This window comes from Natronoarchaeum mannanilyticum, from assembly GCF_039522665.1.
Taxonomy (GTDB): domain Archaea; phylum Halobacteriota; class Halobacteria; order Halobacteriales; family Natronoarchaeaceae; genus Natronoarchaeum; species Natronoarchaeum mannanilyticum.
Genome location: NZ_BAAADV010000005.1, coordinates 49,388 through 61,690 on the forward strand (window position 1 = coordinate 49,388; position 12,303 = coordinate 61,690).

12 protein-coding genes are annotated in these 12,303 nt (G+C 46.1%); 3 read left to right on the forward strand and 9 right to left on the reverse strand.

The window, feature by feature from the left end; genetic code table 11:
* Window positions 1-109: 109 nt before the first annotated feature.
* The 5 genes from ABDZ81_RS12750 to ABDZ81_RS12770 are packed head-to-tail and all read right to left on the reverse strand — an operon-like array spanning window position 110 to window position 4,269.
* The gene (locus ABDZ81_RS12750) at window positions 110-955 is read right to left on the reverse strand and encodes a hypothetical protein (RefSeq protein ID WP_343774374.1); all 846 of its coding nucleotides are present in this window, start codon (window positions 953-955) and stop codon (window positions 110-112) included.
* A complete protein-coding gene (locus ABDZ81_RS12755; RefSeq protein WP_343774375.1) occupies window positions 948-1,808 on the reverse strand; it encodes a hypothetical protein in 861 nt (286 codons plus the stop codon). The genes ABDZ81_RS12750 and ABDZ81_RS12755 overlap by 8 nt, the downstream gene beginning before the upstream one ends.
* On the reverse strand, window positions 1,801-2,619 hold the full coding sequence (locus ABDZ81_RS12760) for a hypothetical protein (protein ID WP_343774376.1): 819 nt from the start codon (window positions 2,617-2,619) through the stop codon (window positions 1,801-1,803). Before ABDZ81_RS12760 ends, ABDZ81_RS12755 begins: the two co-directional genes overlap by 8 nt.
* Entirely contained in the window at window positions 2,612-3,463 is an 852-nt protein-coding gene (locus tag ABDZ81_RS12765) for a hypothetical protein (protein ID WP_343774377.1), read from the reverse strand. Before ABDZ81_RS12765 ends, ABDZ81_RS12760 begins: the two co-directional genes overlap by 8 nt.
* A complete protein-coding gene (locus ABDZ81_RS12770; protein WP_343774378.1) occupies window positions 3,460-4,269 on the reverse strand; it encodes a hypothetical protein in 810 nt (269 codons plus the stop codon). Before ABDZ81_RS12770 ends, ABDZ81_RS12765 begins: the two co-directional genes overlap by 4 nt.
* A gap of 672 nt (window positions 4,270-4,941) precedes the next feature.
* On the opposite strand from ABDZ81_RS12770, the gene ABDZ81_RS12775 reads away from it, so the two are divergent.
* The gene (locus ABDZ81_RS12775; protein ID WP_343774379.1) at window positions 4,942-5,700 is read left to right on the forward strand and encodes a GIY-YIG nuclease family protein; all 759 of its coding nucleotides are present in this window, start codon (window positions 4,942-4,944) and stop codon (window positions 5,698-5,700) included.
* 187 nt (window positions 5,701-5,887) lie between these two features.
* Here ABDZ81_RS12775 and ABDZ81_RS12780 read toward each other — a convergent pair whose 3' ends face one another.
* The 3 genes from ABDZ81_RS12780 to ABDZ81_RS12790 all read right to left on the reverse strand — a co-directional run bounded on the left by ABDZ81_RS12780 (window position 5,888) and on the right by ABDZ81_RS12790 (window position 8,884).
* Window positions 5,888-6,859 carry a Kiwa anti-phage protein KwaB-like domain-containing protein gene (locus ABDZ81_RS12780; RefSeq protein ID WP_343774380.1) on the reverse strand — a complete coding sequence of 324 codons (972 nt, stop codon included), beginning with the start codon at window positions 6,857-6,859 and terminating at the stop codon, window positions 5,888-5,890.
* Between the two features lies 1 nt (window position 6,860).
* Window positions 6,861-7,163: a hypothetical protein gene (locus tag ABDZ81_RS12785; protein WP_343774381.1), complete on the reverse strand. Its 303-nt coding sequence runs from the start codon at window positions 7,161-7,163 to the stop codon at window positions 6,861-6,863.
* A gap of 593 nt (window positions 7,164-7,756) precedes the next feature.
* A complete protein-coding gene (locus tag ABDZ81_RS12790) occupies window positions 7,757-8,884 on the reverse strand; it encodes a tyrosine-type recombinase/integrase (protein WP_343774382.1) in 1,128 nt (375 codons plus the stop codon).
* A 406-nt stretch (window positions 8,885-9,290) separates the two neighbouring features.
* Here ABDZ81_RS12790 and ABDZ81_RS12795 point away from each other — a divergent pair, with 406 nt between their 5' ends.
* Together ABDZ81_RS12795 and ABDZ81_RS12800 are read left to right on the forward strand one after the other, a co-directional pair.
* Window positions 9,291-10,133: a hypothetical protein gene (locus tag ABDZ81_RS12795; protein ID WP_343774383.1), complete on the forward strand. Its 843-nt coding sequence runs from the start codon at window positions 9,291-9,293 to the stop codon at window positions 10,131-10,133.
* A 77-nt stretch (window positions 10,134-10,210) separates the two neighbouring features.
* On the forward strand, window positions 10,211-10,789 hold the full coding sequence (locus tag ABDZ81_RS12800; RefSeq protein WP_343774384.1) for a hypothetical protein: 579 nt from the start codon (window positions 10,211-10,213) through the stop codon (window positions 10,787-10,789).
* 106 nt (window positions 10,790-10,895) lie between these two features.
* On the opposite strand, the gene ABDZ81_RS12805 is transcribed toward ABDZ81_RS12800, so the two are convergent.
* Window positions 10,896-11,897 carry a tyrosine-type recombinase/integrase gene (locus ABDZ81_RS12805; protein WP_343774385.1) on the reverse strand — a complete coding sequence of 334 codons (1,002 nt, stop codon included), beginning with the start codon at window positions 11,895-11,897 and terminating at the stop codon, window positions 10,896-10,898.
* Window positions 11,898-12,303: the final 406 nt, after the last annotated feature.

A 12,303-nucleotide genomic window follows, 5' to 3' on the forward strand; every position in this document is an offset into this window, starting at 1 on the left:
TACCCATACCTCGTCTACTACTGATGGAGCGATCTACCCCCCCCACCCCCGTGGGAATCAATAATCGGGGAAACTAATTAGACTCTTGGTAATCCAGAACCCCTGAAGATCAAAAATTGGTCAGGTCAGAATCAGCAGAGGGGTTCTTCTCAGTCCCTGTTTGCTCTTCGTCTAACTCAACATCATTATCAGGTCCATACTCCTGCCAGACGTATTCCCCTATGAACGACAATGTGTAACCGCCATCCACCTTAGAATATGGGTGATATTGCTTATCTCTCATCTTCCCGATTGCATCTCCGATATGTCTCCGATCTCGATCCTCATCTTGAATCGCCTTAGCAATATCACTCGGTCCTAACGCCTCAGTCGAATCCGACAATACCTCTACAATAGGATACTGGCGGGTCCCTTCGATACTTTCCCAGAGATTAGAAATTCGATCATCTCTACCGAGCTTATCTCCAGCAACGGCCCGAATATTCTTTGAAATACTGAATAGTATCTTATTGTCTAACTCATCTGTTGGAACCTGATGTTCATCGACTAAAATCTCCTCTCGAACCTCTCCAAGAAGTTCACAAGTGACTGCCTTTATAACTGGGGGTTCAATCCATTCCTCTCTTGCCACGAAGTCAGAGGCAATCCGTTCGATAAGCTGGCGTCGAACTTGTTCTCGACGCTTTTCTTTCTGATCGTGTTCATCAATCCGTTGCTCAAGACTGTTTCTCTCTTCGATCGCGATTGAGTAGAGCTCATCTTCCTCTTTGAGGTCATCTAACTCGTCTTCCCAATATTCAAGTTCGTCTCTCAGGTCCTCAATCTCCTCTTCCGCTGATCCAGAACTGCTGTCCGCTTGGATGACTAAGTCAACGTACTCATTTGATAATTCAGTTATAACTTCTGGGAGATCCGTAATCTCTTCTTGGCTGGTGTCGGATCTTTCCTCACTCATCCGAATCACCCCTACTCTCCCCATTTAAGTCATCTAAACTGGTTTGTCCACCATCGTCACTATCTGTCTCGTTTTGCCTCTCTTTATTAGCACCCGTGAGATCATCAAGATCCTCAGCATAGTGGCGATATAGATACTTTCCGGTAGTTGAAAGAGCGAATTCTCCGTCACCAGCGCGGTAATAGGGAATGAGGTCTTCCCAGTCGTAAATTGGACTCTCTAACCAATTTTTCGCATCTTTCCGATCTGCATCACCACCTAGTTCTGGGACTACATCCTCTGGTGATGCGCTACCGTCCCGAGCGACAACCAGGAAGGGAATGTGGTATTTTGAATCAGCAAATCGCTCCCAACGGGAACTCACAGTATCCGTCTGCCCGAGACGATCTTCGATGAGAACTAGAAGCGTATGCTCCATGTCAAGTTTGGTGATTTCATCGAGTTCTACCAGATCGTCTGGACTTTCAATACGGTTTTGCTGAAGAACTAGATATGCGTCTGAGCCCCCATATAGTGCGTGTGCAAGTCCTTCCAGCGTATTCGTGGAAAGCCATTCACTATTGAACTCAAAACTGTCAACGGCAGCTTCTAGGAACTGTCTCCGGTATTCATCGGTCTGCTGAGCGGACTCGTCGAGTTCATCAAGTTCGAGCTCAATATCTTCGACTTTCTGATCTACGCGTTGGACGAATCTACTATCTTCACCATGCTGGTCAACGTACTGCTTTCGGCGATCCTGTAGTGCCTCCAGCTTATTATCCAGTTCTCGCCGACGTTCTTCATCAATTTCTGATTGTACGGCGTCTAAATACTCTTGGGCAAGGGTTCCGGGGTCGTGTCGTGTTCTACTCATTGGAAGCACCTCCGGTAGAATTCTTTAGACTATCTAAGCTAGCTTGTTTATCACTCTCCCCGGATTCAGCGTTTTCATCGTTTTCCTCTTCAGAGACGTCTCCATACTTCTGCCAAACGTATTCGCCAACGAGAGAAAGAGTCCAAGCGCCCGCTTCTCTGTAATAGGGGTAGTATTCAGACGAGTTCAGCACGTAGCGGAGATTAGCGCCAGGATTGTCCGTCGCATCCTTATCAAGTTGATCACTGATATCACCAGAACTTATCAACGAACCCTCCTGAGCAAGAATTTCTGTTATAGGAGCCCGTTCATTTGTACTCATCTTTTCCCATAGTTCTTCAATGATATCACTTGAATCTATTGCGTGTTTGGAGACAGCGTGAATATTCTTCGCGATAGCTACCATCTCTTTCTTAGACAGCGTATCAGCGTCGTCTGGTAAAGAGTGATCTCCGATCAGTATCTTCTCACTCTTCTTTCCAGTAAGTGCAAGCGACAATGCAGATATCACTGACTCATGGAGCCAGTCGTTTTGAGGGGCAAATTCTGTACTACTGCGGGTTAGTAATTCAGTACGGAATTGCTCATGGCGCTCTTCCTGAGTGGACAATTCTTCAAAGCGTTCTTTGAGTTTGTCCCGTTCACCAACTGCCATCTCATACATGGGAGTTCCCTCTTCAAACTCGTTGACTTGTTCTTGCCAATATTCCAGATCCTCTTCTACCTCTACCTCATCAACATCACTACCACCGAAGAGATCCAGATACGTTTCAGATAGTTCGATCAAATCGCCAGGAACCTCATCAGTCATCGGAACCACCTCTTTTAGTCACCGATTTTTGCCCAAGCGTTGTTTGACCATCCCCTTTCCCTCCAGTAGATTCAGACGTCTCACAATCGGTTTCGTCGGAAGTCTCTGCGTATTCCTCTGTAATGTATCTCCCAACAGTTGATAGCCCATATACTCCATTCTCACGGAAGTAGGGGTTAATCTCCATTCGAGAAGCGGTATTTTTCAACCGACCGCGAATGGTTTCACGCTTAACGTCATCATCCTCAATTCTTTCAAGCACTTCATCCGGCGTTGCACTCCCGAGACTAGCAACGATTTTAAACGGTTCCTCTTTAGTTGTATCAGCAATTGAATCCCAGATCTCCTTCACGTCGTCTGTCTCACCTAATTTATCCATCGCGAGCTTCCGGACGACGTCAATGAAATCGAACCGAGTGAGCTCATCAAGTTCACTTACGTCATCTTGATCAGAGACCTCTGTCTCCTCAATCAGCAGCGCTGAATCTCGCTCTCCAATGAGCGCCTGATTTAACGCTTCGATCACACGGGGATTCAACCACTCTTCAGTAAGCATGAACCGTGTGGCCCGTTCCAAGATTTGCTCTTCGAACTCCTCTGGGATCTGTTGGGCCTTCTCAAGGTCATTAACTCTCTTTTTTGCTTCACTCACCCGCTCTTCCAGTTCTTGAGTTGCTGGATCCGACTCTCCGTATTCTTGCTTGAATCGATCATGTCTATCTTGAAGTTCCGTCAAGTGACTTTTAGCGTCTGCCAGTTCTTCTTGATCTACTTTTGTCTCTACTGCAGACAGATATTCTTCAGACAGTTCCTTGATCGATTTCTCACTATTTTCCCCATTCATGCTTTCACCTCGTCTGGGAGACCCTCAGGGCGTCCATGTCGGTCAATATACGCTTCTGTAACCCGTTCACCGGTGTCGCTTAACGAGAACTTCTGGTCAGATTTTTTCAAATAGGGGTCGTTCTCAAGAACATAATAGAGCTGACCGCGTAACTCGCCGGTCTCAACACCAATACGCTTCTCAAGTTCTTTCTTCGTGAGCGCGTTCTCAGTCTGATAGAGAACGTACAGCGTCTTTGCTAACTTCTCATCACGGCCATTGATTTCATTTACATATTGTTCGACATCAACCATCGTGTTCGCTTTCGATCGGAGCTCATCAATTCGATTCATAGCTTGATCCATTGCTTCGTCAACGTCCGTTGTTTTGACCCGGATTGCATCGGTATCAATTACAACCCCGTCCTCGCTGAGATCTACTTGTAACACGGCTTCTATTGCGTCAATGACTGACTGAGGAATTTCAGCAGAATAAGGAAATTCAACCACGTCATCGCTCACATTCACCGTTTCGTTCAGTGGGAATTGGACCTCAACTAGGAGTTCCTGGAGTTCCTCACGCGTAGTTTCTAACGCATCTTTGAGCTCCTCCAATTCATCTCTCAGTTCGTCGATCTCCTGAGTTTTGCTAGACTTCTGTTCCAAACCGCCCACATCTGAGAAAAACTCTCGAGCCTTCTCTTCAGTTTCTTCAGAATCTGCTCCGAACACGTCGGTCTGGAGCTCGCTCAGATTCTCCTGCTTTTCTCGCAGCTTCTCCTGCTGTGTGATGAACTTGTTTGCCTTTTCCTCAAGCTTAGATCTCATACAACCGTGTACTGTGCCACTCTATATAAAATTATGCTATTAGAGTTAGCTCTATGCGGTGGTGGTGCATGTTATGAGGGCATTTGATTATGCGTGCCCAGGGTGCCTCGTGAAAAGTAAGGCGGAGATCTGTCTGACCCTCCAGTGACACGGCTCTAATTACTGTAATCGGCGCTAATTCGGCCGGTTGAGACTAGGACGATATTCGTTTCGAGGATGGCGATACAGGTCCTGTACCCTCTATTTGCTAATAGGGTATACTATAGTGCAGAGGAATGCCACAAAGGCATCGTTCATGCTAGAACTAAACCAGCGTTTCGTCTGAGGAGTTCTGATTGAGATTGAACTTTGCTGATCTTCTCATTCCTATTAATGAGTTACTGAGGAATCACCAGATGGCGATCAGTATGCTGACTCCCCTTCGTCTACTACTGATAGAGCGATCGAATTCCCCCACCCCCGTGGGAATCAACGGATTCGGGAACCCCAGTTGACTCATCATTGATCTAAAACTAAAATATAATTATCTAAACCGTGGTTCACACACGTAATAGATCTACTTTGGAGAGTTACCTCATTTGGAAATATGCACCTGATTAACGAAAATCTTTTTGAATCGTATTTTAGCGAATTTTAACAGTAGAGAACCCGTAGTGTTCATGGGGGATTCAAATGCCACATCTGACAGGGATAGAAAACCCGTCATATGACTTTGTGGTTTATGCACTCCAATGTGACTTTGTAGATACTCGCCCAAAGATTGACCAGAAATATTTAACCACAAAGTCATCGGACGATCTCACGTGTTTGTATCCAGTATCGGACCAGTTCCTGGTTCCTAAAGGAGATAAGGAGCATCCAGGAACCCAGCATTGGAAGGTAGTTGACGAAAATGGGCAACGATCATACCCCTTGTATATTGAGCTTGCTGCTGAAGCTAAAGAGGTATATTATGTAGGAAGTACAACGTCTGGACTCAAACAAAGGATAAAACAGCACTTCCAGCCATCGCGAAAAACCGTCTTTCTGGAGGAAACTGATGGTGCTCACCTATCGAAGATCCGTTGGTACAGTATTGATGTAGATGCTGAAACCCTACTAGAAGGACTTGAGTCAGAGCTACATACAGAATTAAAAAGTACAACGCATGATCGGCGGAATCTTATTGAAGAATATAGAGAGATGGCGAGCAAGATACAAAATTCCAATACAGTCACATACAGTGATGTGAACAGATGGAAAAGGGAAGTAAACCGTTCCACATCTAATAGATATTCTTTCGCAGCTATCAATAGCTATCTTTCACAAGTTAATAGAAAAACTAGCGAGAAAGAGGATGAGATGGCTTCAAAAATCACCAAGTTCCATAAGGAAAGATATGAAGATGGAATTCTTCCAGAAAACATTGAGAGGTACGCCTACTGGAATTAGTCATAATTCCTCCCCTCTGGACAAATAGAGGCGGTTCAACCGAATCTCCTGAAATTACCCGTAAATAATGTTTTTGTTCTCTGACATAGTTCTTGAGAGATGTTTCTACCGAAGCGCCAAGCTCAGTTTCAGCTCTTAGCTTCAGTTAGCTGTTCAACTCACAAGATGATAAGGTGACCTCCCTGATTTACAAACGTTGGCCACTATCAATTTCCCACTGTGTTCCCATGATATTGTCCTCAGCATACTTCCCGCTCAATAATTTCAACAACTTCCAAGTATGGACATACTCAGCAACATCCAGTTCAATTTCACCGTTCTGGCGAACATAGCTTAGCGAGAAACGCTCGTTGAGCTCGTAGTTTTTAATCATCGTTTCAATTTGAGAGGGCGTAGCTTGCTGGTGGATCTCGGCGTCATAAATCTCGTACATCCCCCGTAACATATTGATGTGACCTAATAGCCAATTTGTGGTCTTTTCTTTATCTGCAAATCGAATTCCGGCATCTTCGAAACCGTCGATTGCTTCTTTTGCCCGCTTCTCATACTCCTCCCGCATATTGAACATGCTCTCGAAGCTCTTTGGGCTGATAACGAATAGCCAGCCGTCATAATAAACAGCGTTGACACCGGGTTTGATCACGAGCATATCTCCTTTGAACCGCTCGTATTCTTTTCCGCTGTATTGAAGTGATAGCTTTTTTGTAGTGTCAACTAATTCGACTCCGCTATATGACTGAACCCCAGCTAGGATTTTCCCATCCGGTTCGCTGATACGGATAAGTTGGAAATCTGGCTTCGGATCTTCGGTATATGTTGTGGAACCATGGTGGTCTCTCGAAACCAAAATCTGGAACAATTCAGAGTTCGGGAGATCACTTACTGGTGCACATTGAATGATTGATTCTTCTGAAATGGTATTCGCCACATCAAGAGGACGAGTTCGAGTGTCGCCTTCTCTAAGATTGTCGATGTGGGTCGTCAGATCCTGAGCGAAGTTATCCGCAATTTCTTGTTGGACTGTTTTTCCAATTGGAAGTTTCCCGACTTGTGGGGAACCATTTCTTTCACGGACAAGGAGGAACTCAGCTTCTGTATTCCCTTCGGCGTATTCGCGGGCCTCTTTGAGTTTCTCGATCGGATTCAGGTTGAGCGACATGTTATGGTGCTAACGCTGTCGTAGTGTCGAGTGGAACAACTTCGAGTTTGTCTCTGGCGTCTGTACTGTCTTTTGACTCAGGTGTCATTACTTTTTCCTCTATTGACCCATCAGAGATTACTAAGATAACCCTCTCATCGCTGGTGAGCTCATATACTTGGTACCCCCGAAGACCAAGCATTGGATTAACATGGAGGTGTCCAGAGTTGATTTGGAGGACCCCTAGAATGCAGAAAAACACGAGGAATATTCCGATATCAAGTGGTTGGGTGAAGTCAAGCCCCGCAAATACGAAGACATACACCAGTAGGTAAGTTGACAACAATTCGTTTCGTTTTTGGTATTTATCAACCGAACGTTGAGTCGTTGCTCGGTCGGAATGGACGCCGATGATACGATATACTAGGCTCGTCAATACAATACAAAGAATGAGAACGACTGCAGTCAGGTAGGAGAGTCCAAGGTGAATTTCTAAGCGATATAGATAATAGGGATCAATTAGCATGGGTCCCATATCCCAGAATTTCAATCCCATAATGATGAACAAGGGAACATAGGAACTGAGGAAGAGGATGAGTTTGATTGGTCGTCGAAACTCTCGCATGGCTACGTACTCGTGTATGGTTGTTCCCGTGTAGTCAAATAACTGTATGGAATACTGTACGTCAGGCTTGTACCGACTCGAGCGAGAATCTTTGAGCAGGAGTAGTGGGCTGAGACTCTGGGTTATGATTCAGGGAGTTGAACAGGATCTCGCGATAATAGGCATATGAAAATAGAAGTTCAACAGAACTGGTCAACCGATGTTTCTGGCGATGATTGAGTTCAACCTTGCTCTCACCGAGACTCTGTATTGCAAATATCTGAGTGGAGGCCATCTTTAAATGATCTCGTTAATTAGAATCTGAGATCGTCAATATATTCCTGGCGAGTAGTACGTGCCATCTCTTTAGAACGTACGTCGTAGTGCTCAGTGAGTGTATCCACAGATACTGAGGCTCTCTCACTGACGATCTCCTTCGGGATACCCTGATCAAGATGCGCAGTTATAGCTGAGCGTCGAATAGCGTGTGGAGAAACGGCTGATGGACATCCACCAGCCTTGTTGTGAGAGAGGAATTCACAGGTCTTGGGATCCTTCCCATGTGGACAGTCATCCATCAGACAGGGCTGTGTAGTCCTATAAACAGACACACGAATCTTCGTCTTCGAGGCACGTCCGTTTCTCGTCGTAAGTAGTGGAGTCCGCTCATACTCATCTACTACGTCCGGACGTTGGTGCTGAACGTAATCATCAACAGCTGAGGCGAGCTCCGGGTCAGACACACTCACATTTCGCTCGCCCTCTGAGCCAAGTTTGAGGGGAGTATCTGTCTCTGGTCTATGGCGTACGGCGAGATACATCGTCCCGTCGTCGGCGTACTCGATGTCGTCGACATCCAGCGCACGAGCACTCCCCATTCGCATTGCCGTGTGCCAGAAAATACCAAATAAAATGTGTTGAAACGAGCCGTACTCGAACTTCTGGAGGTATGATTTGATCCGCTTCGCGCGCTTGAACGAGAGTGCATCGTCTCGACGTCGGTCGTCCTTGTTCACGTCGGGAATCCGTATGAGCTCGTGTAGCGCTTCCTCGGTGTAGCCAACGATACCACACCATCGTATGAACTGGCGGAAGCTTCTCATGTGCATCTGGATAGTGATCGGTGCTAACCCTGCGTTCACACGGGCCAACTTCCACCGTTCGCAGTCATGGCCATCCAATTCTCTCATATCCTCAATCCCTGCATCCTCGGCCCACAATCGGAACTGCTTCAAACGATATCGTAGGTTCTGGAGCGTTGATTCGGATATTTCATGGGTGCGCGATTCCAGATACTCTTCTATCGCTGTCTCGGGCGTAACTTGTTCGTCATGCATAGTTGTGGCCGAGATCGTGCCATCAAGCGGAGGCCCAATAGGAATCTGCTCAGATAGTGATGTTTCTGGTGGTACGCCTTTCTTGTCTGACGGCACCTCCTTCACACGGAGCAGTCGGCGTTCTCGCGAGCGGAGCGAGCGAGAGGCAGAGAGTCGCGCGCAGCAACGCGAGCACGTCTCTCGCGCGTCGACTCCGCCCCAACCCACTCGCTCTCCTGCTATTGATGAAGTACCAAACCGCCAGAGGGCGGTATATTGGTCCTGTACCATCGAACAATCCAGTGGGTGAACCGATGGTTGTGTCTTTTCGCCGGAAGACATCAGGGTATCTTTAGGGATCTGTGATGGAGTAATACAGCTTATTCACACAGCATCACCAGCACTCAATGCACTTGAACAGCCTGTTGAAATCTCATCGTCAATATAGTAGTAAAGCAATTGGCAATCGTGGATGCAAGATGTGATTCTTAGCTGGATTATTTATGCCTACCACTACAAGAGACTCGACAGAATGTCTAAAGCAAATCAGAATACAGGTGGGAACTTTTCATTCTCTCCATATGTTTCTGAAGTGAAGGGTGAACTACAGGAAACGGACCCACAAGAGCGATGTAAGGTGATTGAAAACAAATTACCTGACTTATCCGACATCAATGCAAACGAACCTGGAGAAGGATATCGGAACTTCGAGTTATTATCAGACTCATATTCTGAGGGTCAATTGACGAGATATCTATTGAACTCTGCATCGAAAGTAGTTCACTTCGAATATATATACGAAAAATCTGAGAATGTTAAGAGTATCCATAAGGGAGAATTAGTCGATGTTGAGACGTTGACTGCTCGATTAGTTGACGTGTATTGGTTTGATAATATAATGCTGTTCTCTGGCCGGTCTGAGGACATCTCAAAAGCAAGAAATAAACTCCAATCTGAATTGGTGGGGGAGTTGCGAATTGAGAAAGTTTCGTTTCCCACCGAAATTCTGAACGAGGTCTTAGATAACAGGCATAGTGATAGACACCTAAATGAAAAGACACCGAGGATAATCGACATAAGAAGCTTGACGGCGAAAGGAAATGAGGATGTTTCTCAGATCAGTATCCATGGCGGGAAAGGTATTCAAACATATACGAAATATTTAGAGGATGCCAGTAAAGTCACCCAGATGATTGCGACATTTGAATATCTCAACTATACACTATTAGCGAATATATCAGAATCTACTATCCATATCTACACTATCAATCCAAGTGATTCATTGAATAATAAAGAAAAGCTCCTTGTTAGTATACTATTCTCCTCATCATTCATCCGGAATTTCAACAACTCAAAACCGGGGGCATTGAAATGAGAGGATCTCGGGTTATTTCGTTTCTCATCTCTAATTTAAGAAAGCCAACTTGGGGAGGACTAACGTTTATTCTAACTATGGTTGGTGCAGCTGGTTCCTTCTTATTCACCTCTGGAGCGGGTCGAATTCTCACCGTATCACTAGGGATCGCTATTCTGATTAGCATAGTGTTCGTGAATATGTATCTTAAAGATATTACAATGGGGTTCGTTCAGACTCAACCGACTACGTCCGCTGACGCTCACTATAACGAAAGGTACCCCGTATCAGACGGATTCGCAGAGTTCGACATATTTCTTAATATATCAAGCTGGGTAGAAGATTTCCGAATAAAGGTAAACGCAAATGGTCCTTTTAATGTGAATATTTGGGAAGGGCCTGCTCCAATAAAGTTAGACGAGGAAATCATATATTGTAATGACAACATAGATGAAATATCTTTCACACTCCAATTTGCAGCAGACTCCGGTGACCTAGGAGAGGGTAGTTACCTTATCAGCCTTGAAAACCATGATAATCATAGGACTCTCTATTCATTCAGACTGGATGCCAACCCAAAGTTGAATACAGATCATGAATTGGATGATTTACCATCTGAGGCGCTAGACGAATTAGATTTAGAACTCAGCGAAGGAACTGGTGAGCCTACAAGATAAGCCGAATACATAGAATTTCAACAGGGCTTCATCTCCTTTTCCAATCGTAGAGCGTATGATATCTGTCTTGAGTAGGATATCTCTCCAATGATCTTAACATAGTTTCCTACTTTTTCAGTTCAAATTGCTCACGTCGTAGCTCGCGCTTTTCGCCCTTTGTACGTGCATCGTAGTGCTTGTCCAGTGTTTTCGGACTCACATTCATCCGATCCCCAATCAGCTCTTTCCGATGGCCCTCGTTCAGCCAATTAGTGATCGCAGCTCGTCGAAGCGAGTGGGGTGACACAGACGACGGACACCGTTGAGCGTATTTATAGGAGTTCGCCTCACAGTCGGGAATCGTCCGTCCATGCGGACAGTCGCCTGTATAGTGACATGGACGAGTTAACCCAGCAATTTGCTGCCGGAGCGTCGAACGAGCTGGGCGTCCCTGAGAAGTAGTTAACAGAGGCTTGCGTCCGTGGTCATCGGTCACATTGTGCCGATGCATCTCAAAGTAGTCGTCCAAGATTTCACAGACCCAAGTGTGGAGATTCACTTCTCGATTTGCCTCGACCTTGTTCTTGAGCGGTGTACCTGATTCTGGGCGATGCACGACCTCAATGTAGTGATCCTCTGGATAGTAATCGTCAAGATCGAGTGATCGGACGGTTCCGATTCGGAAGCCCGTCGTCCACAGAACGGCAAAGAGCGCATGACTGCGCGTTCCGTACTCGAACTTGTCTAAGTAATTCAGAATCTTCTCCGCAGTCTCCTCGGTGATCATTTCATCGCGCGCATCGTCGTCGGGATCGGGGATCATCATCCCCTCGGCAAGTCCCTCATCAACGAGTTCCATCGACTGTAACCACCGGACGAACACGCGGATGGTACAGAGGTTTCCGTATAGCGTAACCTCATTGATGCCCTGCTCTCGACGATATAGCTTGAACTCGTGGAGGTACATTCCATCGAGTTCCGACACAGCCTCAATGTCTACTTCTTCTGTCCACTCTACGAACGCATTGAGCGTGTATTTGTGATTGTGATAGGTCGATTCAGCGATCTCGGGCTTCCGTTCTTTCAGGTAGCGATCTGCCGCGCCTTGAGGTGAGATATTCCGCGTCATGGTATAGCGACCCCCCGATCCGTGTGTACGATCTAGGTTCCAACATGACGGTTCACCGAGTGGAGCTTACTGCGGCACCGGCGAAACGCCCGTATTGCGGCAGCACGGGCTTTGTTTCGTCGGTTGGTCGGCGCGTTCGACTCCGCCCCAACCCATTTCTGACGACACCTCCACTGCAAGCGATAGCGAGCGGTCCGTGTTAACCTGACAAAATTTATTTGTATATTGTGTCCATTTCTAGTAGCAATGAGTGAACTCGTAACTGAGTCTGATAAGCAGTCTTCTCCAACTGATATGGAGCAATTCCTACAACGATATCATGAGGATGCAGGCTCGGTAGTGTTCAGATAAGCTGATTCCATGCGAAGGCGAACGCCTGGAGCCAATTTTCGGCGGTGTTTGCTTC